16 protein-coding genes are annotated in these 23,571 nt (G+C 74.3%); 6 read left to right on the top strand and 10 right to left on the bottom strand.

What is annotated here, in order from left to right:
- The first annotated feature begins 75 nt into the window (after window positions 1-75).
- Complete coding sequence (locus ACQKM2_RS28810; RefSeq protein ID WP_427714794.1) at window positions 76-1,518, top strand: GuaB1 family IMP dehydrogenase-related protein; 1,443 nt, start codon at window positions 76-78, stop codon at window positions 1,516-1,518.
- 15 nt (window positions 1,519-1,533) lie between these two features.
- Here the strand turns inward: ACQKM2_RS28810 and ACQKM2_RS28805 are convergent, their stop codons facing one another.
- From ACQKM2_RS28805 to ACQKM2_RS28770, 8 genes are all read right to left on the bottom strand, one after another.
- A complete protein-coding gene (locus ACQKM2_RS28805) occupies window positions 1,534-3,552 on the bottom strand; it encodes a transposase (protein ID WP_427714792.1) in 2,019 nt (672 codons plus the stop codon).
- A 302-nt stretch (window positions 3,553-3,854) separates the two neighbouring features.
- The gene (locus tag ACQKM2_RS28800) at window positions 3,855-5,099 is read right to left on the bottom strand and encodes a sensor histidine kinase (protein WP_427714791.1); all 1,245 of its coding nucleotides are present in this window, start codon (window positions 5,097-5,099) and stop codon (window positions 3,855-3,857) included.
- A complete protein-coding gene (locus tag ACQKM2_RS28795; protein ID WP_427714790.1) occupies window positions 5,096-6,835 on the bottom strand; it encodes a cation acetate symporter in 1,740 nt (579 codons plus the stop codon). The genes ACQKM2_RS28800 and ACQKM2_RS28795 overlap by 4 nt, the downstream gene beginning before the upstream one ends.
- Before the next feature lie 84 nt (window positions 6,836-6,919).
- Window positions 6,920-7,195 (bottom strand): hypothetical protein, encoded by a 276-nt coding sequence (locus ACQKM2_RS28790; protein ID WP_427714788.1) that lies wholly within the window; start codon window positions 7,193-7,195, stop codon window positions 6,920-6,922.
- 182 nt (window positions 7,196-7,377) lie between these two features.
- Complete coding sequence (locus ACQKM2_RS28785; RefSeq protein WP_427714786.1) at window positions 7,378-8,193, bottom strand: LytR/AlgR family response regulator transcription factor; 816 nt, start codon at window positions 8,191-8,193, stop codon at window positions 7,378-7,380.
- A 141-nt stretch (window positions 8,194-8,334) separates the two neighbouring features.
- Window positions 8,335-9,276, bottom strand: coding sequence for an SCO0930 family lipoprotein (locus ACQKM2_RS28780; RefSeq protein ID WP_427714784.1), 942 nt, complete (start codon window positions 9,274-9,276; stop codon window positions 8,335-8,337).
- A 140-nt stretch (window positions 9,277-9,416) separates the two neighbouring features.
- Complete coding sequence (locus ACQKM2_RS28775; protein WP_427714783.1) at window positions 9,417-10,433, bottom strand: GDSL-type esterase/lipase family protein; 1,017 nt, start codon at window positions 10,431-10,433, stop codon at window positions 9,417-9,419.
- Window positions 10,430-12,121, bottom strand: a complete 1,692-nt coding sequence (locus ACQKM2_RS28770; RefSeq protein ID WP_427714781.1) for an LLM class flavin-dependent oxidoreductase — start codon at window positions 12,119-12,121, stop codon at window positions 10,430-10,432. The genes ACQKM2_RS28775 and ACQKM2_RS28770 overlap by 4 nt, the downstream gene beginning before the upstream one ends.
- 320 nt (window positions 12,122-12,441) lie before the next feature.
- Between ACQKM2_RS28770 and ACQKM2_RS28765 the strand changes: the two genes are divergently transcribed.
- From ACQKM2_RS28765 to ACQKM2_RS28755, 3 genes are all read left to right on the top strand, one after another.
- Entirely contained in the window at window positions 12,442-13,926 is a 1,485-nt protein-coding gene (locus tag ACQKM2_RS28765; protein WP_427714780.1) for an amino acid permease, read from the top strand.
- 10 nt (window positions 13,927-13,936) lie between these two features.
- Entirely contained in the window at window positions 13,937-14,392 is a 456-nt protein-coding gene (locus tag ACQKM2_RS28760; RefSeq protein ID WP_007262967.1) for an Lrp/AsnC family transcriptional regulator, read from the top strand.
- Between the two features lie 109 nt (window positions 14,393-14,501).
- The gene (locus ACQKM2_RS28755; RefSeq protein WP_427714778.1) at window positions 14,502-19,100 is read left to right on the top strand and encodes a hypothetical protein; all 4,599 of its coding nucleotides are present in this window, start codon (window positions 14,502-14,504) and stop codon (window positions 19,098-19,100) included.
- 15 nt (window positions 19,101-19,115) lie between these two features.
- Here ACQKM2_RS28755 and ACQKM2_RS28750 read toward each other — a convergent pair whose 3' ends face one another.
- Window positions 19,116-19,409 (bottom strand): WhiB family transcriptional regulator, encoded by a 294-nt coding sequence (locus tag ACQKM2_RS28750; RefSeq protein ID WP_125818229.1) that lies wholly within the window; start codon window positions 19,407-19,409, stop codon window positions 19,116-19,118.
- A gap of 227 nt (window positions 19,410-19,636) precedes the next feature.
- Window positions 19,637-20,350, bottom strand: a complete 714-nt coding sequence (locus ACQKM2_RS28745) for a GNAT family N-acetyltransferase (RefSeq protein ID WP_427714777.1) — start codon at window positions 20,348-20,350, stop codon at window positions 19,637-19,639.
- 268 nt (window positions 20,351-20,618) lie between these two features.
- Between ACQKM2_RS28745 and ACQKM2_RS28740 the strand changes: the two genes are divergently transcribed.
- Entirely contained in the window at window positions 20,619-21,419 is an 801-nt protein-coding gene (locus ACQKM2_RS28740; protein ID WP_007262964.1) for a carbon-nitrogen hydrolase family protein, read from the top strand.
- Between the two features lie 62 nt (window positions 21,420-21,481).
- Window positions 21,482-23,179 carry a flavin monoamine oxidase family protein gene (locus ACQKM2_RS28735; RefSeq protein ID WP_427714775.1) on the top strand — a complete coding sequence of 566 codons (1,698 nt, stop codon included), beginning with the start codon at window positions 21,482-21,484 and terminating at the stop codon, window positions 23,177-23,179.
- Window positions 23,180-23,571 lie beyond the last annotated feature (392 nt).

Below are 23,571 nucleotides of genomic sequence, written 5' to 3'. Positions count from 1 at the left end.
GTACGTGCGTTTCCTCGGCTGGCTGCCCCGTCGAGGCCGTAGAAAGATCCTTCGATCGACTGGGATGTTCAGCACGTGCGTTTCCTCAATGACCTGAAGCCGCCGTACGACCTGACGTACGACGATGTGTTCATGGTGCCGAGCCGCTCCGCGGTCGGCTCCCGCCAGGGCGTGGACCTCTCTTCGCCCGACGGCACCGGCACCACCATTCCGCTCGTGGTGGCGAACATGACCGCCATCGCGGGCCGCCGGATGGCCGAGACCGTCGCCCGCCGCGGTGGAATCGTCGTCATCCCCCAGGACATCCCGATCGAGGTCGTCACCGACGTCATCTCCTGGGTCAAGACCCGCCACCTCGTGCTCGACACCCCGATCACGCTGGCGCCCACCCAGACCGTCGCCGACGCGCTGTCGCTGCTGCCCAAGCGCGCCCACGGCGCCGGCGTGGTCGTCGACGCGGACAACCGCCCCGTCGGCGTGGTCACCGACCACGACCTCACCGGCGTGGACCGCTTCACCCAGCTCTCCGAGGTCATGTCGAAGGAGCTCCTGCTCATCGACGCCGACATCGACCCCCGCGACGCCTTCAACCAGCTCGACGCGGGCCACCGCAAGCTGGCCCCGGCCGTCGACAAGGACGGCAGGCTGGTCGGCATCCTGACCCGCAAGGGCGCCCTGCGCGCGACGCTGTACACCCCCGCCACCGACGCCGACGGCAAGCTCCGCATCGCGGCCGCCGTCGGCATCAACGGCGACTTCGTCGGCAAGGCCAAGCAGCTCCTCGACGCCGGCGTGGACACGATCGTCATCGACACGGCCCACGGCCACCAGGAGTCGATGATCAACGCGATCAAGGCCGTCCGCGCCCTGGACCCGAAGGTCCCGATCGTCGCCGGCAACATCGTCGCCGCCGAGGGCGTCAAGGACCTCATCGACGCCGGCGCCGACATCATCAAGGTCGGCGTGGGCCCCGGCGCCATGTGCACCACCCGCATGATGACCGGCGTGGGCCGCCCGCAGTTCTCCGCGGTCCTGGAGTGCGCGGCCGAGGCCAAGAAGTACGGCAAGCACGTCTGGGCCGACGGCGGCGTCCGCCACCCGCGCGACGTGGCCATGGCCCTCGCGGCCGGTGCCTCCAACGTCATGATCGGCTCCTGGTTCGCCGGTACGTACGAGTCCCCGGGCGACCTCCAGCAGGCGGCCGACGGCCGCCTGTACAAGGAGTCCTTCGGCATGGCCTCGGCCCGCGCCGTGCGCAACCGCACCTCGGAGGAGTCCGCCTACGACCGCGCCCGCAAGGCGCTGTTCGAAGAGGGCATCTCCACCTCGCGGATGTTCCTCGACCCGGCCCGCCCGGGCGTCGAGGACCTGATCGACTCGATCATCGCGGGCGTCCGCTCCTCCTGCACCTACGCCGGTGCCGGCTCGCTGGCCGAGTTCGAGGAGAAGGCCGTCGTCGGCATCCAGTCCGCCGCCGGCTACGCCGAGGGCAAGCCGCTGCACGCCAGCTGGAGCTAAGACTCGTTCCGCAGTTCACCAGAGGGTGAGCTGCGGGTCGCAGCCGGGGCGGCGTCCGGGCTTTCCGGTGTGGTCACGCATGGTGCGTGTCTCATCCGGGGTTGCTCGGGGCCGCCTTGCGGCGGTTCGGTGAGCAGAGGTCTCCCGTTGCCGGGGGACTGCCACGCAGCCAGCACCCCGAGGGGTGTTCTGGCACGGTGTGGTTGACTCACGCAGGGCTTCTTCCAGCCCTTGTCCGTGCATGATCTGTGCGTGCCGGGACATGGCGGTGTCCAGGCATGCGGTCTCGGGATCGTCCAGGTCTGTGAGGCGGACGAAGGCGGCCAGGGCGGCGGACACGAGGTCGCGCTTGCCGATCAGGCCGCAGGCGGTGCACTGGTGTTTCCGGTCCCGCAGCGTCTTGGAGACGCGTTCACCGCACATGCAGTGCCGGGACAGGGCCGTTGACCAGGTAGAGGCCCGGACGAGTCGCCCGCCTGCCGCCCGGCATTCGACGTCGAGGGCGGAGATGAGCATGCCGGGTGTGGTCTGGGATAGGCGCTTGCCCCACAGTCGGTACCAGGTACGGATGTCGCAGTCCTCGACCGTGAGGTTCACGCCGTGGGCGGCGATGATCTGCCGGGCGATCTGGCGGGCACGGTGGCGTCGGTGCTCGGCTGCTGAGGCGGCGTGCTCGGCCTGGCGGGCTCGTTGCCAGCGGTAGCCCTCCGACAGCCGGTCCCGCCGGTACGCCTGCTTGGGCACCCCGTCCGTACGGCCAGCGCGGGCACCACCGGGCACGGCGACAGTCTTCACGGGCAGGCCCTTGGAGGCGCGGCGCTCGGCGCGGAGCGTCTGTTTCTTCGACAGCCCGTACTGCGCCGGGTTCGTGGACCGGCGGGAGCGTTCCAGTGCCCGCGCCCGTCCGCGCTGCTTCTTCGCCTGCTTCTCCAACAGCGTGCGCTCGGCGTCGGTGAGCGTGATCTCCGTGGACGCCGGGAGGCCCTCGGCGGGGTCCAGGGTGGCGGGGAAGGAGACGATCGAGAGGTTGGAAACGTTGCCGTCCACCCCGCCGACACGGTCCAGCGCGGCGGCCTCCTCTCGCATCTGCCGTACGGCCGGGGCGGTGTAGCCGGGACCGAGGACCATCAGGTGCGCCTCGTACACCCAGCCGCCCGGCACGGACGCCTTCCGGCAGCGGACCAGGTCCACCTTGTGCCAGCGGCCGGGGTTGGCGAGGAAGTGTTCCACCCGCGCCCACTGCCCCGGCCCCTGCGGGATACGCACGGGGAGAACGAGGTCACCCGCGGGGGAGTCGGGGCCGCCCGCGAACACCACTGCGAGGGGGCCGGTGTGATCCCACCACGTGGCCTTCCGCATCCCTGGCTTGCCCGAGGCGGTCGTCTTTCCCGTGGGTAGAGTGCCTGCCGGGACGGCGGGCTTCGGCATCCGGCGCGGCTGCTGCACCTCGTGCCGGCCACCGCCGGTGTAGGCCATGGCGTGACCGTGGAGGGAGCCGACCAGTCGGAAGGTCTCCCACTTGCTGGCGGTGGTGTGGGAGCGGGCGCGGCCGGGGATGCGGGTGAAGTCGTGCCGGCGGCCCGCCTTCGGCCGTCCGAAACGCTTCCTGGTGGCGTCGGGGAACAGGTGGCGCTGCACACCGTTCCACACTTCGTCGGCCATGTGCATGGCCAGGGCCTTGGAGGCGTGGTGCTTGAGGTGCCCGGAGTCCTCCAAGTGCCGGTAGGCGCAGCGCTCCAGCGCCTCGCGGGACAGGCCGAGGCGCTGCCGCACAGCCTTCGCCCCGTCGCGGTCGCGCTCGTGCTTCGCTGCCCAGCAGGCATCCACTTTGTTCCGGGCGTCGCGCTGGACGGCCCGTTTGATGCTCCACATCGCGCCGAACAGCTTGCCCAGCCGGGTCAGGTCGGCGGGATCGGTGACGGCCAGGGGCAGCACCATCACCGACACCATCCCGTCGTCGGGCTTCTTCCACTTGGGGGCCTTGTTCTTCCCCCGGAACTTCCGTTCCGTCCGGGCAGCCTGCAAGACCGTCACCTCCCTTCACGAATGAGCTGAACTGCGGCACGCCATGTGACCAGTTCAGCATGACAGCCGCGGCTGAATGGGGCCTACAGCCAGAAATCCTGGGCACGAAGACCCGAAGCGGGCAGCGCCGCGGCTCAAGGTGACCGTCCAGCACGGCCACGACCTCAACATCAGCCGCGCCGACTTCCCCACCCGCTCTACGTCGGGCGTCTTGGCTGCCGTGCTGCAACAAAACCTCTCGCTGCCACCCACCGTCCCCGTGGCCCCGGCCCCGCCCTCGCGGCGGGCCCGGGGCCACGGGCGTTCCCGGCCTACGCCTGCGGCGTGCCCGGCCGGCCCGTCCCCGGGCCCGAGGTGTGCACGCCCGCACGGTACTTCGGGATCCGCACCGTGACCTTCGTCCCCGCCCCGAGACCCGTCTCCACGACGATCCCGTACGCGTCCCCGTACACCTGCCGCATCCGCTCGTCCACGTTCGGCAGCCCGATCCCCGACGCGGACCCCGCCCGCTCACCGGCCAGGATCCGCCGCAGCCGCTCCGGATCCATCCCCACGCCGTTGTCCTCGATGGTCAGCACCGCCTCCGAGCCGGCGTCCCGCGCCGCGATCGTGATCCGGCACTCCTCCGTGGAGTCCTCCACCCCGTGCTTGACCGCGTTCTCCACCAGCGGCTGCAGGCACAGGAACGGCAGCGCCACCGGCAGCACCTCCGGCGCCACCTGCAACGTCACCTTCAGCCGGTCCCCGAACCGGGCCCCGGCCAGCGCCAGGTACCGCTCGATCGACCGCAGCTCCTCGGCCAGCGTGGTGAACTCCCCGTGCCGGCGGAAGGAGTAGCGCGTGAAGTCCGCGAACTCCAGCAGCAGCTCCCGCGCCCGCTCCGGATCCGTCCGCACGAACGAGGCGATCGCCGCGAGGGAGTTGAAGATGAAGTGCGGGGAGATCTGCGCCCGCAGCGCCTTGATCTCCGCCTCCATCAGCCGCGTCCGCGCCCGGTCCAGCTCCGACAGCTCCAGCTGCACGGAGACCCACCGCGCCACCTCCGTCGCGGCCCGCACCAGCACCGCCGACTCCCGCGACCCGTACGCGACCAGCGCCCCCAGCACCCCGTCCTCACCGGTCAGCGGCGCGAACACCGCCCACTTCAGCGGACACTCCGGCCGCTGGCACTCCGTGCGCAGGCTCTGGCTGCGCCCCGACTCCAGCATCACCGCCACCCGGGCCATCGCCCGCCGCTCGTGGTGGTCGGCGCCCGGCCCGTCCCAGGCCAGCACCGCCTCCCGGTCCGTCAGGCACAGCGCCTCCGTGCCCAGCAGCGACCGCAGCCGCCGCGCCGCCTTGCGCGCGGCGTCCTCGGTCAGGCCCGCCCGCAGCGGGGGAGCCGCCAGCGAAGCCGTGTGCAGGGTGAGGAAGGTGGCCCGCTCGACCGGCGTGCCCAGCTCCAGCCCCGCCGCCCGCTCCCCGCGCCGGGCCTGCCACCGGCCACCGGCCCAGCCCAGCCCCAGCAGCAGCACCGCCCCCGCCGCCCCCAGCACCCCGAACGCCGCCCCGGTCACCAGGCGCCCCCCGCCGCCCGCTCCCCGGCCACGCCCTCGGGCAGGTGCAGCCGCGCCAGCGCCGCCGCCGTCCCCGCCGGGACCCGGGACCGGGTCGCCAGAGACACCAGCACCATCGTCAGGAACCCCAGCGGCACCGACCACACCGCCGGCCAGGCCAGCAGCGCGTGCGCCCACCCCCGCGGCGCCACCCCGCCCCGCGTCGCCAGCACCGCGCCCAGCGCCGCACCGCCGCCCGTGAGCAGCCCGGCCACCGCACCCGGCGGGGTCAGACCCCGCCACCAGATCCCGAGCACCAGCAGCGGGCAGAACGAGGACGCCGACACCGCGAAGGCCAGCCCGACCGCGTCCGCGACCGGCACCCGCGTGCCCACCGCCCCGCCCGCCAGCGGCACCGCCATCGCCACCACCACCGCCAGGCGGAAGCTCCCCACCCCGCGCCGCGGCAGCACGTCCTGGTGCAGCACCCCCGCCACGGCCATCGTCAGCCCCGACGCCGTCGACAGGAACGCCGCGAACGCGCCCCCCGCCAGCAGCGCCCCCAGCAGCTCCCCGAGCAGCCCGCCCAGCATCCGCTCCGGCAGCACCAGCACCGCCGCGTCCGCGTCCCCGGTCAGCGCCAGCTCGGGCGCGTAGATCCGGCCCAGCACCCCGTACACCTGCGGCAGCAGGTAGAACACCCCGAGCAGCCCCAGCACCACCAGGGTGGTCCGCCGGGCCGCCCCGCCGTCGGGGCTGGTGTAGAAGCGCACCGCGACGTGCGGCAGGCCCATCGTGCCGAGGAACGTGGCCAGGATCAGCCCGTACGTGGCGTACAGCCGGTGCTCGCGGTCGCCCGCCGACAGCGGCCTCGCCCAGCCGGGCGCGTCCGGCGCCGCGCCCGCCCGGGACGCGGTCTCCGGGACGGCGGTCCCCGGCGCGAACTCCAGCCGGGTGTGCGCCCGTACCGTGTGCCGGCCGGCCGCCAGGGTCAGCGGGGCGCCCGCGTGGTCGAGCCCGTCCACCCGCCCCGTCACCGTCACGGTGAGCGGCTCGTCCAGCGACAGCCGGACGTCCTGCCCGAGCGTGACGGCGGTGTGCTCGCGGAAGACCGCCCGCGCGTCGAAGGAGGCGTGCGGCGCCCCGTCCCCGGCCCACGCGGCCAGCAGGAAGAACGCGGGCACCAGCAGGGCGCACAGCTTGAGCCAGTACTGGAAGGCCTGCACGAAGGTGATGCTGCGCATCCCGCCCGCCGCGACGGCCGCCGTCACCACGAAGGCGACGACCACCCCGCCCGCCCAGTGCGGGGCCCCCGTCAGCACGGTCAGGGTCAGCCCCGCCCCCTGGAGCTGCGGCAGCAGGTACAGCCAGCCGACCCCCAGCACGAACACCACCGCGATCCGCCGCACGGCCTGCGACTGCAGCCGGGCCTCCGCGAAGTCCGGCAGGGTGTACGCGCCCGAGCGCCGCAGCGGCGCCGCGACCAGCACCAGCAGCACCAGGTACCCGGCCGTGTAGCCGACGGGGTACCAGAGCATCTCCGGCCCCTGGAGCAACACCAGCCCGGCGACGCCGAGGAAGGAGGCGGCGGAGAGGTACTCCCCGCTGATGGCCGCCGCGTTCAGCCGGGGCCCGACGGTCCGCGAGGCCACGTAGAAGTCGGAGGTGGTCCGGGATATCCGCAGCCCCAGCGCACCGACCAGCACCGTCACCAGGACGACGACGGTGACCGCGGTCAGCGCGTACGTCTGGTTCACCGGAGGGTCCTTCGACGGGGGAGGGGATCCTGGGAGTCTACGCAGCGCCTCCGGTGGGACGACAGGCCTGTTCCGGCCCCTGGATCACACCGCCGGATCGCGGTGTTCCGCGCAGTCGCGCAGGGCGATCTCCAGCTCCACGTACGACTCCTCCGCGCGCCGGAACGCGAGCGTCAGGGCCGCCTCCGCGCGCGGGGGCAGGACGCGGCGGGCGTCCTCCTGCGCCTCGAACAGCACATCGGACCAGCGGGCGGCCGCGCTGCGCAGCCGGGCCAGCAGCTCCTCGGCCTCGGCGGGCCCCGACGGCCGGGTGCGGGGCAGTCCGCTCAGCGCGTCCAACAGCGCCTGGATATCGGACATATCGCTCCTCCCGGGCCGGATGGTCCACGATATGCGCGCACGGCCCCCGCGACGGACCACGGGGGGCGGCCCTGCGGCCGACGGGCCCGGCGGATCGCCGTACGCCCTTTCCCGCGCGACGAACGGCGCGTTGGTACGCCGGGCGGTCCGCGCCGGTCCGCCCGCGGCGGGGTGCCGGCCCGTCAGCCGGTGGCCTGCCGCATCAGCAGGTCCCGGAGCTGGCGCGCGTGGCGCCGGCTCACCTGGAGCTCGGCCGCGCCCACGCGGACGCTGGTGCTGCCCGCGTCCAGCCGGAGTTCGTCGATCCGGCCCAGCGCCACCAGGTGCCGGCGGTGGATGCGGACGAAGCCGCGGGACGCCCAGCGCTCCTCCAGCGTGGACAGCGGGATCCGCACGAGGTGGCTGCCCTCGTCGGTGTGCAGCCGGGCGTAGTCCCCCTGGGCCTCCACGTACGCGATGTCCGCGATCGCCACGAACCGGGTGACCCCGCCCAGTTTGACGGCGATCTGCTCCGGAGCCCGCTCGACGGCCGGCGCCTCGCCGGCCGTGCGCCGCGGCGCCGGGACGGCCGCCCGCTCCGGCTCCGGCCGCTGTTCCCGCACGGGCCGGGCCAGCAGCTCGCGGGCCCGCCGGACCGCCTCGGCCAGGCGTTCCGGCCGTACGGGCTTCAGTACGTAGTCCACCGCCTTGAGGTCGAAGGCCTGTACCGCGAAGCCCTCGTGCGCGGTGACGAACACGATCAGCGGCGGCCGGGCGAACCCGGCCAGCAGCCGGGCGATGTCCAGCCCCGTCAGCCCGGCCATCTGGATGTCCAGGAAGACCACGTCGATCGCGTCGGGCCCGTCCGGCCCGCTCTCCACCGCGAGGGTGATCCGGCGCAGCGCCTCCGTGGCGTCCGAGGCGCCCTCGGCGCTGCGCACGCGCGGGTCGGAGCGCAGCAGGTAGAGCAGTTCCTCCAGGAGCGGCTTCTCGTCGTCGACGGCCAGTACGCGCAGCATGGGGCCGATTCTAGGCCGTGTCTTTCGGGCCCGGCCTGACCCGAAAGACACGGCCTGGGGAAGGGCGGACGGCGGGCAAACGGTGCGCGGCCCCCGCCCGGGGGGAGGGGAGGCGGAGGCCGCGCGACTGGGGGTGGGGGACTACTGGGCGGTGATGAGCCCGCCGTCGGGGGCGACGGCGTACCAGGTGCCGCCGACGCCCTGGCCGTTGGTGTCGCCGGCCTTCTTGTCACCGGTGAAGGTGTAGACGGGCCAGCAGTTCACGGTCTGCTGCTTCTTGCCGTCGGGGCGGTCCAGGACCAGGTAGTTCTTCTCGGTGATGCCCTTGGCGTTCGCCTTGTCGACCGGCGGCACCACCGGCCACTTGGCCAGGCAGTCGCCGGTGCACTTGGAGACCATGGGCCAGGCGGTGTCCGGCTTGAACCGGTAGACGGTCATGCCGTTGCCGTCGACGATGTGGTCGCCCAGCTTGGGGTCCTTGGCCACGGTGAGCGCGCCCGCGGCCTGCCCGGCGCCGGCGGGGGCGGGGGCGGCCGCCCCCTTCGCGGCCTTCTTGCCGTCGGGGGCGAAGGCGAACCAGGTGCCGCCGACGCCCTGCCCGTTCAGGTCGCCCGCCTTGGCGTCCTTGGCGAAGCGGTAGACGGGCCAGCCGGCCACCGTCAGCTGCTTGCCGCCGTCCTTGCGGACCACCTCGCCCAGCAGCGCGGGGTCCATGCCGGCGGCCGCCGTGACCTCGCCCGCCGCGACGACCGGCCAGGCCTTGGCGCAGTCCCCCTCGCAGTTGGAGGCGGGCGGCTTGGCGGTGTCCTTGTCGAAGCGGTACAGGGTGAAGCCGGCGCTGTCGGTGAGGACCTGCCCGAGCTGGTCCGTGGCCGCGACGGCCAGCTGTCCGGCGGGCTTGGCGCCGGCGGCCTGCTGTGCGGGCTGCTGCCCGTCGGCGTAGGGGTCGGCGGCGGGAGCCTGGGCGGACGCGGCCCCGGCGGGGGCGGCCGCGCCGCCCTTGACGTTCGTCCCGCAGGCGGTCGCCGCCAGGGTGACGACGACCGCTACGGCGGCCAGGGTGGTTCCGCGCTTGATGCCCATGGTGTTCTCTCCCACTGTGTGTCCGCCGGGTCCGGGGCCGGCCCGCCGCTCCGTGCGGCGGCCCCGGGACCCGGCTGCTTGTGGGGGACACGGCGCCGCGGGGGCGCCCTGTTCAGCGGGAGCGGTATGGCCTGTCTCACTCACCTTCCGTCGAACCCGGCCCGCTTCAGGGCCGTGACCACAGCGAGGCCGAGGACCTGGTGTCCGGCGTCGTTGGGGTGCAGCCCGTCCGCGAGGTGTTCGGGACCGAGCACGTCCCGGCCCGGCAGCAGGGCCAGCCGGCCGTCCCCGGCGGCGAGCCGGTCCCGGACGGCCCGCTCCATCGCGTCCCGCAGCGCGCCCAGGGTGGCGCCCAGGCGGTTGGGGGTGCGCTCGGCGTCGGGGCGCAGCACGGGGGACAGGAGCAGCAAGGGGGTGCGCGGGTGGCCCTGGCGGACCAGGTCGAGGAACACGCGCGTGGTCTCGTACAGCAGCGGGGCCGTGAAGGGCACGCGGGACCAGCAGTTGGTGCCGAAGGCGAGGGTGAGGACGTCGGCGGGGAGCGCGGCGAGCTGCTCGGCGGTGGCGAGTTCGCCGCGGGCGGCGCCCGCGTAGCCGAGGTTGACGGTGTCGAAGCCGAGCGCGCGGCCGGCGACCGCGGGCCAGCCGTGGGCGGGCCGGGTGGACCACCAGCCCTCGGTGATGGAGTCGCCGTGCACCACCCAGCGGGGGGCACCGGGGGCGGGGGCGAGCTCGCCGCCGACGCCGCGCAGCCCGAGGATCAGCGGGGACTGGCCCTCGGGCGGGTGCAGGGTGAACGGGCCCTGCTGCTGCGGCAGTTCGAGGCGTACGACGGACTCCGCCGCGGGCTCGGTGAAGACCTCGGCGAGCAGCCCGTGCCGGTTCCACAGGGCGAAGCCGTGCGAGAGGTCGCGCAGCGCGTCGGTGGGGCCGGGCACGGTGGCCCGGTAGCGGATCTCCACCGCGTGCGCCGTGCGCGTGGTGAACTCCAGCCGCACGCCTATGGGGAGGGTGGCCCGCTCGCCGGTGTCCCAGGGCAGCCGCATGGTGTCGTCCGGGTCGGCGCGCACCGGGCGGCCCCGGTCCAGCCAGGCGACCCCGCGCAGGAAGGGCCCGGGGTCCTGCCACCTCTCGTCGGGGCCCAGTGGTGGTCTCAATCCGCGTCTCCGATCGTCGGGTACGGGAACTTCACGCCGACCCCGCCGTCCACGACCAGCGTCTGCCCCGTCACGTACGAGGCCGGCGGCGAGGCGAGGAAGTACAGGGCGGACGCGATGTCGGCGGTCTCGGCGACCCGGCCCAGCGGTGCGTTGGCGGCGTTGCGCTCCCGTCCCCCCGGTCCGAGCAGTGCGGCGACCCGCGGGGTCCACACCACCCCCGGGGCCACTGCGTTCACCCGTACCCCGCGCGGGCCCATTTCGACCGCGGCGGACCGCACCAGGGACACCAGGGCGGCCTTCGCGGCCCCGTACGCGGCGTGCAGCGGGGCGGCGGTGAGCCCGGAGACGGAGGCGACGAAGACCGGCGTCCCGCCCCCGGCCGCCGCGACGGCCGCGCCGCCGTACTGGACGGCGAACCAGGCGTGCCGCAGTACGAGGTCGAAGTGCCGGTCCCAGCCGGCGTCGTCCAGCTCGGCCAGCGCCGCGTACCGGGCCGCGCCGACGATGTCGACCACGCCGCCCACGGGGCCGCCGAGCAGCCGCGGGGCGCGGGCGAAGAGGTCCCGTACGGCTTCGCGGCGGGTGACGTCGGCGGTGTGCGGGACCCCGCCGACCTCGCCGGCCGCGGCGGCGGCCCGGCCGGGGTCGACGTCCGCCTGGTCGACGCCGAGGTCCGCGTACCGCCTGGCCTTGGTGACGATCGTCTCGGCGTCCCCGATCAGGATCATGTCGCCCTCGTCGAACTCCCGCACGGGCACGTCCCCGCCGAGGATGGGGGCGAGCAGCGGGAAGGCCCGGTCGCGCTCGCCGGGGGCCAGGTGCGGCAGCTCCCACTCCAGGGTGAAGCGGGCGAGGTTCTCGTACCACCAGGCCACGGAGGACCAGACCCGCGGGTCCGCGGGCCGGCCCGGGGCGGTGGCGTGGACGAGGGTGTAGGCACCGACCCGGTACGTGGTGACGTCGGTGAGCGGCCGGGGCGCGCGGGCGGCGGCCCGGTACGCGGCCACCTGCCGGGCCACGGCCTCCAGCGGCTGCATGATCGAGAACGAGAGCAGGCCCAGCCCCGCCGCCCCCGCGACCTCCGCCGAGCCGGGGGAGGTGGCCGCCATCCAGGCCGGGGGGTGGGGGTCCTGCACCGGTTTCGGGGTGACCATCCGGCGCGGGAAGCGGAACCGCTCCGAGGCGTACTCGAAGTACTCCTCGCGCCACGTTCCGGTAACGATCCCCAGGGCCTCGGCCCAGTCCTCGCGGGACCGCTCCCGGTCCACCCCGAAGGCGGTCTGCTCCATGGGCGCGGAGCGCCCGGTGCCCCACTCCACCCGGCCCCCGGACAGCACGTCCACGGTGGCCGCCTTCTCCGCGATCCGCTGGGGCGGGGTGAAGCCGAAGGGGGTCAGGGTCACCCCGAAGCCGAGCCGGATCCTCTCGGTCAGCCCGGCGAGGTGGCCGAGGAGCACCTCGGGGGCGGGGCAGTGGGAGCGGCCCTCGCGGAAGTGGCGCTCGACCGCCCAGGCCGTGCGGAAGCCCATCCGGTCGGCGAGCCGTACCTTCCACCAGACTCCGTCCGGGAGGGCCCCCCAGACGGCCTCCCGGTAGGTGCGCTGCTCGGCGGCCCGCCGGCCGTACGGGTGGGCGCCGTGCCAGGGCCGCGGCACGTCGATCCCGTAGAGCACGTCCAGGTCCATGGCGGCACGCTGCGGCAGATCTGACGAAGTGTCAATAAAACCGCCCGCCGGGGTCCTGTGCAGCGATCGATCATCCGTGCGCAACAAACGACCATGGCGGGCGGATCCGCGCAACGATCGTCCGCCAATGTGCAAGGATGGTGCATTACGGGCGGTATCACTCTGCTCGTAGGCTCACCCCCTGTACGTGGAGTGGCGCGGACCGCCTGCTCGGCGGTCCCCTCATGCCCAGACGGGCTCACCCCTGTCTGCCAACTGCTCCGGACCGCTGCGGTCGACGCCTGAACCGTCCCCATCCGCAGTGTCAAAGGAGTCCCCTCGTGCTCGATCAGGGCCAGGCACCCACGCTCTCCCCGGAGACGCGCAAGCCCGTGAACCCGCTCATGCGGCGCAAGCCGGTCGAGCGGCTCGTCTCCGAGGGCGGGCAGGGCGAGGGCGGCTCGCTGCGCCGCTCGCTCACCATGTGGCAGCTGACCATGATCAGCATCGGTGCCACCCTGGGCACCGGCATCTTCGTCGTCCTCGGCACCGCCGCCCCCAAGGCCGGCCCCGCCGTGACGATCTCCTTCATCCTCGCGGGCCTGACCGCCCTGTTCTCGGCCCTCTCCTACGCCGAGCTGGCAGGCTCCGTCCCGGTCTCCGGCTCCTCGTACTCCTACGCGTACGCCACCATGGGCGAGCTCATAGCCTGGATCTGCGGCTGGTGCCTGGTCCTGGAGTACGCCGTCTCCGTCGCGGCGGTCGCCGTCGGCTGGGGCCAGTACCTCAACGAGTTCCTCGACGGGACCATCGGGGTCACCGTCCCCGAAGCGGTCTCCGCGCCGCTGGGCGAGGGCGGGTTCATCAACCTCCCGGCCCTGATCGTGGTCCTGCTCTCGATGGTCTTCCTGATGCGCGGCGCCAAGGAGAGCGCCACCGTCAACTCGATCATGGTCGCGGTGAAGATCGTCACCCTGCTGCTCTTCATCGGCATCGGCGTCATGGGCATCAAGGCCGGCAACTACACCCCGCTCGCCCCCCTCGGCATGAGCGGCATCGCCGCCGGCGCCTCCACCCTCTTCTTCTCCTACATCGGCTTCGACGCCGCCTCCACCGCCGGTGAGGAGGCCAAGGACCCGAAGAAGGACCTGCCGCGCGCGATCATGCTGTCGCTGGCCATCGTCACCGTCCTCTACGTCCTCGTCGCCTTCGTCGCCGTCGGCGCCATGCCGTGGCAGGACTTCGAGGGCACCGAGGCCGCGCTCGCCCAGATCATGACCGACGTCACCGGCACCAGCGTCTGGGGCGTCGTCCTCGCCGCCGGCGCCATCGTCGCGATCTTCTCCGTCGTCTTCGCCGTCCTCTACGGCCAGACCCGCATCCTCTTCGCGATGTCCCGCGACGGCCTCGTCCCCAAGGTCTTCGCCAAGGTCGACGAGAAGACCGGCGCCCCCCGCGCCAACGTGGTGATCGTCTCCCTGTTCTGCGGCGTCCTCGCCGCCTTCATCCCGCTGGGCAAGCTCGCCGACGCCACCAGCATCGGCACCCTCTTCGCCTTCGGCCTGGTCAACGTCGCCGTCATCATCCTGCGCCGGAGCCGCCCGGACATGCCGCGCACCTTCAAGGTGGCGCTCTTCCCCGTCACCCCGATCCTGGGTGCCCTCGCCTGCGGCTACATGATGTTCGAGCTCGACAGTGCCACGTGGATGGTCTTCGGTGGCTGGATGATCGTGGGCCTCGTGTTCTACTTCCTGTACGGCGTCCGCCGCTCCCGACTGGCCACCGAAGCCGAGGCTGAGGCCGAGGTGGCCACAGCAGAGAAGTGATCCACCCGCAGTGCGACTGAACGATCTCGACGAACGCATCGTGCACGCCCTCGCCGAGGATGCCCGCCGCTCCTACGCGGACATCGGCTCCGAGGTGGGGCTCTCCGCCCCCGCCGTCAAACGGCGCGTGGACCGGCTGCGGGCCGAAGGCGCCATCACCGGCTTCACCGTCCGCGTGGACCCCGCCGCCATGGGCTGGGAGACCGAGGGCTTCATCGAGATCTACTGCCGCCACAACACCTCGCCGGACGACATCCGGCGAGGGCTGGAGCGGTACCCCGAGGTGGTGTCCGCGTCGACCGTCACCGGCGACGCGGACGCCCTCGTCCAGGTCTTCGCCTCCGACATGAGGCACTTCGAGCGCGTCCTGGAGCGCATCGCGGGCGAACCCTTCGTCGAACGGACCAAGTCCGTCCTCGTCCTCAGCCCGCTCCTGCGCCGCTTCACCTCGGGAGCCCCCGCGTAGGACGCCCGCCGACGCTCCGCCGACGCCCCCGCCGGATCCTCCGGCGGGGGCGTCGGCGTACGCCCGTACGGGAGACGGCCTGTCGCAGGGGCGTGCCACCATCGGGCGCATGAAGATCCAGATCCAGCCGCCGGCCGACCCGCACCTCTCGACCGCCTACGCCGACTGGGCCCGCGCCCACGACCCCGGCTCGGCGCCGGCCGCCGCCGCGCTGCTCGACGAGGCCCTCGGCACGATCCACCGGGCCTACGAGAAGCCCGGCCGCTACGTGGACGGCCTGGAGCGGCGCGTCCGGGAACTGGACCCCGCCCACCTGCCCTGGTTCTGGGACACCATCGGCCACAAGCTCATCGCCTGGCACCTGCGCTCCGCCGCCCGCGCCTACACCCTCGCCCGCAAGGCCGAACGCGGCCACCGCCTGCCCGTCGACCCCGACTGGCACCGGGCCAACGTCCTGCTCTTCGCCCGCGCCGGAGCCCTCCCCGCCACCGAGCTCAGCGGCCACCAGGCCTGGCTCGCCGAGGCGCTGGAGCCCGCCGCCGCCCACGAGGAGTACGTACGCGTCCTGCGCGCCTGGGCCGCCTCGCCCGGCGACCTCCCCGCCGACCTGGCCCGCCGCATCCGCCTCTCCGCGCGCGCCGCCGGCCTCGACACCGCCGAGGAGGCACGCGTCCTCGGCCTCGTGCTCGGCGCCGCCAAGGGCAAGGAGATCCCCGACCGGCTGCTCGACGCCGCCACCGGGCTGCTGACCGCCCACCCCCCGGCCGAGGAGACCGCGGCCCTGCTCCTCGACCTCTTCCCCGAGAGCCGCGGCGACGCCTCCTCCTGGCTGCGCCTGCTCCTCGGCTGCGGCGCCGCCGAGGCCGCCGCGGCCGGACGGATCGCCCCCGAGGGCGGCCTCACCGAATGGTTCTCCCGCTACGCCGGCCGCTACGCCCACGGCCGCAGCGGCAGCGGAGTCATGCGCCAGCCCATGCCCGCCGAACTCTTCGGACTCCTCGCCCTCTTCGCCCCCCGGCTGCGCGCCGCCGCCGACCCGCTGCGGCTGCACGAGGACCGCTACACCCACCGGGGGCTGGACGCCGACCTCCTCGACGCCTGCCTCGCCGAGGGCATCGCCGTCCAGGACCCCGGCGTCGCCGTGGAGCTGGTGTTCTGGGACGCCCGCTCCCGCCGCGACCTCAAGGCCCTGGCCGCCGACCCGGTCTTCGGCCCCCGCCTGGAGGGCACCGTCCACGCCGGCCTGCGCGGCGCCGGCACCGCCGTCAGCCGCCTCCCGCACAACGCGGGCATCACCGCCGAGGTGCACGGCCGGGTCGAGGCCCTGCTCGCCGCCCTGCGCGGCGGCGGCCTCGCCGCGGCCGACGAGGCCGTCGACGAGCTCGCCGGCCTCCTCGACCGGCCCACCGCCCGCGCCCTCGACGGCATCGACGGGGCCCTCGCCGCACCGGACCTCACCGGCCCGCTCGCCCGAGCCCTGCGCGCCGGACTCCCCGAGGAGCACGGCTGGCCCGCCCTCGAAGAGGCCGTCGCCGGCCTCGGCGGCCCCGACGCCGTCACCGGGGTCACCAGCACCTGGCCCCTGCTGACCGTCTACGGCCCCGACCGGGCCGTCACCGTCGACCACGCGGGCCCCCGCGCCTCCTGCACCTTCCGGCTCCCCGACGAGGCGACCGCGCACAGCGTGCACTACGTCGGCGGCTCCTTCCTGGTCGGCTTCGGCACCACCCCCGAGGCCTCCTTCGGCACCCGGGCCTTCTGGGCCGACCGCCCCGAGGACGTCTTCGAGCCCGAGGAGCAGCTCGGCCTGCGCCCCTACGGCGGCAGCGGGGGCCTCGGCTACCACTTCCAGACCCCGGACGGCGGCGGCCGCCACGAGGGCGGCTCCGTCCTGCGCCCCGGCGGCCGCGCGGGCATCGCCTCGTACGATTCCCTGATGAGCGACGGCCGGCGCTACTGGAGCTCCGGCGGCGTCGGCCGGCGCTACGGGCAGGTCCTCACCCGCGTCCACCCGGAGACCGGCGCGGTGCTCCCCGACACCACGCCCCCGGAGTTCCACGCCCCCGGCGAGCCCCAGCCCGGCACGCGGCGCTTCGCCGACTCCTGCCAGACCCTCGCCGCCCTCCCCGAAGGCGCCCCCGCCTCCCCCCTCGGCCAGGACGGCCGGCTCACCGGCTTCCGGGTCTTCCACCACACCCCCTACGCGGGCCCCTCGCCCCGCGAGTTCCTGCTGGAGGGCGTCGACGGCCGCCGCGCCTCCTACCGCAGCCGCCGCTGGGGCCGCCGGCCCTGGGCCGTCGTGCGCATGCCCCAGGGCGGCGAGGACGGGGTGCTCGTCGGTGAGGAGGCCGTCCGCTGCCACGCCGCCGAGGACAACTCCCTCCTGTGGCAGGTGCACGGCTTCCCCGGCGCCGGCGAGCGCCGCACCCCCGGCTTCGGCGAAGGCGCCGGCCCGGTCCCGCCGCCCGCCTTCTGGCACTTCCTCACCCCGCGCTGCGCGACCTCCTCCCAGACCCTGCGCGACATCGGCGACACCGACGTACGCGCCCTGCTCGACGCCGCCCTCGCCGGAGACCCGGCCCCCGCCCTGCCCGGGGGACTCGAACCGCGCATCGCCGCCGGCGTCGACCGGGCCGCCCGGCTCGCCGCCGACGTCCTGCGCCGGCTGCGCGAGCTCGCCCGCCGCGTCGCCCTGATGCGGGCCGCACCGGTCGTCACCCTGCCCACCGAGGTGCCCGACGCCGTGCTCGCCCCCGCCCTCCACCCGCTGCTGTCGCTGCGCCACCGCTACCACGACGACCCCGAGCCCGCCCGGCAGCCCGCCATGCTCACCGCCGTCGCCGCCGACGGCAGCCACCTGCGCGGCGAGATCGACGACGAGGCCCGCGTGCTGGCCCGGCCCGCCGACCCCGAGCCCTGGGAGCCGCTGCTCGGCCGGATCGGCGCCGTCGCCTGGCGGGCCGCCGCAGCCACCACCCCCGACGAGGAGCGGACGGCCCTGGCCGCACTGCTCGACACCTGGAGCGCGCAGCCCTTCGCCGAAGCGGGCGGCACCTGGCGCACCGGCCGGGCCGGGGAGGAGGCCCTCGCCGCGCTCCGTGCCGCCGGGCACACCCTGGCCTCCGGGGCCGTCCGCAGGGACCGGGCCTGGTTCCTCCAGCGGGCCGCCGACCCCGCACCCGAGGGCGCCGAGGACTGCCGGACCACGACCGTCGAGGACGCGGACTCCGTACGCCTGCCCCGGCTGCTGGAGCTGCTCGCCGAGCGGGGCCCGCTGCCCGCCGAACCCGCCGCCCGCGAGGCCTTCACCCGGCTGACCGGGGCCCGGGACACCGTGGCGGCCCTGGTCCTCGCCGGCTTCCCGGCCCGCGAGGACCACCGCGAGCACCTCAAGCTGCTGGCCGCCGCGCCCTTCAAGGCCGGCAAGTCCCTCGCCGGGGAGTACGGGGAGCTCTCCCGCGAGCTCGGCGACGCGGGCCGCTGTGCGGTCCTCGCCGCCGGCCTGCCGCAGGACGTGGCCGAGCTGTGGGAGCCGGGCGGGACCGTCCGGGCCGCCGAGCGGATGGCCGCCGTGTGGACCGGCCTGCTGGGCGCCGAGGAGCGCGTGGACGAGGAGCTGGCCGCCGCCCTGGAGGCCGACCTGGGCCTGCCCCTGCCGTGGGCCAGGGCCCTGCCCGCCGGCCGGACCCCCGACGGGACGCCCTCCGGCGCGGAGGGCCTCGTACTCGTCGGGAACCGCACGGGCGGCATCCACCTCCACCACGCCGGCCCCGACGGCACCGCCGGGAGCTGGATCCACGGCGAACCCGCCCACCACACCGCCGCCTCCGTGATCGCCTGGGCCCTGACGGAACGGCCCGTCGGCGACGCCGGAGCCCGGGGCGCCCTGGCCCTGTACGGGCGGCTGCGGGACCAGCTCGACGGCCCGGGCGCGCTCGTCCCCCTGGGCGGCTTCTTCGGGGAGCTGGTCGGCATCGCGGAGGGCGACCCGGCGTTCACCCCGTACGAGGGGCCCGTACTGCCCTGCCCGGAGCCGCTCCGGGAGGGCGCCGCCGGCACCTCCACGGCCCTCGACGACGGGGTCTTCGTGGTGGCCGTGCCCAGCGGGGACGCCTTCCTGCGGGTGGCCGCCCTCGCAGACCCGGAGCGGCTGGCGCGGGCCGAGCGGATCGCCGCCGGCGTCCGGGAGGGCTACCTGCTGACCGTCCTGCGCCGGCACCGGGACCTCGTCGACGGCCTCGCCCGGCTGGCCGCCCGCGCGGCCGACACCCCCGTGCCCCAGGGCGGCTACGAGGCCGACCCGGCGCTGAGCGCCCCCGAGCTGGTCGCGGAGGCCGCCGACGCGCTGGGGGTCGGCGCGGACGCCGCCGCCCTGTACCTCCAGCTGCTGGCCCTGGTCCGCCCGACGGACCGCGCCGTCCGCCGCTGGAACGGCTGGACGGCCGCCCGGCACAAGGCCGCCCAGGCCGAGCTGGCGGCCACCGGGGCCGTGGAGAGCGGCAAGCGGGCCCGCGCGGGACGCAGCCTGTTCGTCCCGGGCCGGTGGACGGAGCTCAAGGCCCCGCACCTCCCGGTGGAACACGCCAAACTGGCCCCGCACCTGGCAGCGGCCTCGGGCACCACCCTCCACCCGCCGCTGCTGCGCCTGCTCGCACCGCTGCCCCCGCACGAGCTCTTCGCCCGCGCCTGGGCCCGGCGGCAGGGGTAGTCACGGCAGGGGTGGTCACACGGACAGCGGGCGGGCCGTACGGCCGGTGAGCGCGCGGCGCTCCTCCTCCGTCAGCCCGCCCCAGACGCCGAAGGGCTCACGGGTGCGCAGGGCGTGCTCCAGACAGGCCGCGCGGACCGGGCAGCGGGCGCAGACCTCCTTCGCGGCCCGGTCCCGGTCCTCGCGTTCCTCCCCCCGCTCACCCGCGGGGTGGAAGAACCGGCCGGGTCCGAGCGCGCGGCAGGCGGCCCGGGACTGCCACTGCCAGTGGTGGAGGGCGGCGCCGGGCAGGCGTGAGAGGTCGGTCATGTCGGCTCCTTCCAGTGGCCTCGCCCCGCGTCTGACCGCTGGGAGCCCACTGAAACCGCCCGCCGGGAAACCGGGAGCGCGGCGGCGGTCCGGACGACCGCTGATCTGCCCGCGTGTTCATCGCCACGGCCGGCTTCCCGCCGCCCGCGCTCCCGTACCGCCGACGCTACGGGCAACTCCGGCGGCACTCAATGAACCCCGTGTTAAAGCGTGTTACGGAAGATCGTCTACTCCTTCGGGGAGCGCACGCCGATGAACACCGGCTCCCTGCGCAGGACGAAGCCCATCGACTCGTACAGCCGGATCGCGCCCGTATTGGCCGCCGCCGCGTGCAGGAAGGGCAGCTCGCCGCGGTCCCGGATCCCCGCCGCCACCGCCCGGACGAGCCGGGCCGCCAGCCCCCGGCCGCGGAAGTCCGGGTGGGTGCACACCGCGCTGATCTCGGTCCAGCCCGGCGGCCGCATCCGCTCCCCGGCCATCGCCACGAGCCGGCCCTCGTGCCGGATCCCCAGATAGGTGCCCAGCTCGACCGTGCGGGGCAGGAAGGGGCCCGGCTCGGTCAGCTTCACCAGGGCCGTCATCTCCTCCACGTCGGCCGGGCCGAGCCGGACCGCGTCCGGCGCGTGCTCGACCCGTACCGCCCGGCCGTCCAGCTGGACCCCGGGGATGGACAGGACCGTCTCCCAGCCCTCCGGCGGGGTCGGCAGGCCCGTCAGCCACACCTCCTCGCCGGGGCCGGTCAGCGCCGCCAGATCCGCCCAGGCAGCCGGGTCCCGCGGGTCGGCGAGGGCCGCGAACACGTTGGTGTCCAGGCGGTAGCGGGCGGCGCCGCTCCCCGAGTACTCGGCGAAGGCGCGGTGCGCGCCGTTCAGGGAGCCCCACACCGGGTTGTCGAGCGGGGAGACGGCGTTCTCGGCGTCGGCGGCGTTCTCGGCGGACATGTCGGGGCGGGATCCTTCCTGAGGGCCTTCTCGGTCGGCCGCAGGGTAAGCCCCCGGGGCCCGGCTGAGCAGCCGCTTTTCCCCCGACCGTCAGGTCCCGCCCCGGCCCTCGGGACCACCGGAAACGGGTCGCGCAACGAATCGCCGCACATCCGCCGGAACGCGCAACGAATCGATGCGCCCAGCGCAACGGTCACGGCTTGTCCGGGTCGAACGCGCGAACGTACCGTTTTACGACCCCCACCCCACCTGTCACAGAGGTACGCCCATGCCCCCGCTGCGCACCGCACTCCTCCAGAGCTCCGGACGGCTCGGCGACACCGCCGAGAACCTGAAGCGGCTCGACGAGGCCGCGTCGCGCGCCGCACAGGGCGGGGCCGGGCTCCTCGTGACCTCGGAGATGTTCCTGACCGGCTACGCGCTGGACCTCCAGGAGGTGCCGGGGTACGCCGAACCGGCCGACGGCGAGTCCGCCCACGCCATCGCGGGCATCGCCCGCCGCCACGGCATCGCCGTCCTGTACGGCTACCCGGAGCGGGACGGCGACACCGTCTACAACTCGGCGCAGCTGATCGGCCCCGACGGCGCCCGGCTGGCGAACTACCGCAAGACCCACCTCTTCGGCTGCTTCGAACAGGACGCCTTCACCCCCGGCGACACCCCCGTCGTCCAGGCGGACCTGAACGGCCTCCGCGTCGGCATCATGATCTGCTACGACGTGGAGTTCCCCGAGAACGTACGGGCCCACGCGCTCGCCGGGACCGACCTCCTCCTGGTCCCGACCGCGCAGATGCACCCCTTCCAGTTCGTCGCCGAACAGCTGGTCCCCGTACGGGCCTTCGAGAACCAGATGTACATCGCGTACGTCAACCGGACCGGCCCCGAGGGCGAGTTCGAGTTCGTCGGCCTCAGCTGCCTCGCCAGCCCCGACGGGGTCACCCGCACCCGGGCCGGCCGCGGCGAGGAGATGGTCTTCGGCCAGGTCGACCCGGAGCTCCTGGAAGCCTCCCGCGAGACCAACCCGTACCTGCGCGACCGCCGCCCCGGGCTCTACGCCTCGCTCGTCTGAGCCACCCGCTCCGCCCCCAGCCTCCCCGCCCCGCCTGTTCTGCCGCAAGGAGACGTGCCCCCATGACGTCCACGGTGCCCACCACCGCCGTTCCGCACAGCGACGGCCAGCCCCCGATCACCATGTTCGGGCCGGACTTCCCGTACGCCTACGACGACTTCCTCGCCCACCCGGCGGGCCTGGGCCAGATACCGGCGACCGAGCACGGCACCGAGGTCGCCGTCATCGGCGGCGGCCTGTCCGGCATCATCTCCGCCTACGAGCTGATGAAGATGGGCCTCAAGCCCGTCGTGTACGAGGCCGACCAGATCGGCGGCCGCCTGCGCACCGTCGGCTTCGAGGGCGCCGGTACCGAGGGCCTGACCGCGGAGATGGGCGCGATGCGCTTCCCGCCGTCCTCCACCGCGCTGCAGCACTACATCGACCTCGTGGGCCTGCAGACCCAGCCCTTCCCGAACCCGCTGTCCGAGGCCACCCCCTCCACGGTCGTGGACCTCAAGGGCGAGACCCACTACGCCGAGACCATCGCCGACCTCCCGCAGGTCTACCGCGACGTCGCCGCCGCGTGGAACGCCTGCCTCGACGAGGGCGCCGACTTCTCCGACATGAACACCGCGATGCGCGAGCGGGACGTCCCGCGCATCCGCGAGATCTGGGCGAAGCTCGTCGAGAAGCTCGACGACGAGACCTTCTACGGCTTCCTCTGCAAGTCCGAGGCCTTCAAGTCCTTCCGCAAGCGCGAGATCTTCGGCCAGGTCGGCTTCGGCACCGGCGGCTGGGACACCGACTTCCCGAACTCCATCCTGGAGATCCTGCGCGTCGTCTACACCGAGGCGGACGACCACCACCGCGGCATCGTCGGCGGCTCGCAGCAGCTGCCGATGCGCCTGTGGGAGCGCGAGCCCGAGAAGATCCTGCACTGGGCCCAGGGCACGTCCCTGTCCTCCCTGCACGACGGCACCCCGCGCCCGGCGGTCACCCGCCTGCACCGCACGGCCGGCAACCGCATCACCGTCACCGACGCGTCGGGCGACATCCGCACCTACCGCGCCGCGATCTTCACGGCCCAGTCGTGGATGCTGCTGTCGAAGATCGCGTGCGACGACACGCTCTTCCCGATCGACCACTGGACGGCGATCGAGCGCACCCACTACATGGAGTCCAGCAAGCTCTTCATCCCCGTCGACCGCCCCTTCTGGCTCGACAAGGACGAGGAGACGGGCCGCGACGTCATGTCGATGACCCTCACGGACCGCATGACCCGCGGCACGTACCTCCTGGACAACGGCCCGGACCAGCCGGCCGTGATCTGCCTGTCGTACACCTGGTGCGACGACAGCCTGAAGTGGCTGCCGCTGTCCGCGAACGAGCGGATGGAGGTCATGCTGAAGTCCCTCGGCGAGATCTACCCCAAGGTCGACATCCGCCGCCACATCATCGGCAACCCGGTGACCGTGTCCTGGGAGAACGAGCCCTACTTCATGGGCGCGTTCAAGGCCAACCTGCCGGGCCACTACCGCTACCAGCGGCGCCTGTACACCCACTTCATGCAGGACCGCCTCCCCGAGGACAAGCGCGGCATCTTCCTCGCGGGCGACGACATCTCCTGGACGGCCGGCTGGGCCGAGGGCGCGGTCCAGACCGCGCTGAACGCCGTCTGGGGCGTCATGCACCACCTCGGCGGCTCCACGGACACCGCCAACCCGGGCCCGGGCGACGTCTTCGACGAGATCGCCCCGGTCGAACTCCCGGAGGACTGACCTTCTCTGAACGCACCGCTCGCGCGGTGCGGCGCCTGGGGCGCCTTACCGGCTTCGCGCCGCTGCGCCGGACTCCGTCCGTCGGGTGCGGGCGGAGCCGGTTTGCGTGGCTGGTGCCGGTGGCTCGTCTGCGGGTGGGTGGGCCGCTGCGCGGGCGAGGGTCCCCTACCCTCCCCCAGACTCCGTCCGGGGGGACCCCCACTTCCACCGTTCCCAGGGGCTCCGCCCCTGACCCCGATACCGGACGCTCCGTGACCGGTGCGCTCAAACTCCCCCAGCTACCGCTGGGAGGGGCCCCCAGCGCGGGCTGGAATTTCGCTGCGCGAAATCCAGCCCCGCCGGCGTCTGAGGCGCGGGGGTCTGGGGGCGGAGCCCCCAGGGAGGGGTCCGGG

The sequence above is a fragment of the Streptomyces sp. NPDC004126 genome, from assembly GCF_050275515.1.
Taxonomy (GTDB): Bacteria; Actinomycetota; Actinomycetes; order Streptomycetales; family Streptomycetaceae; genus Streptomyces.
This window is presented reverse-complemented; position numbering and strand designations above follow the sequence as displayed.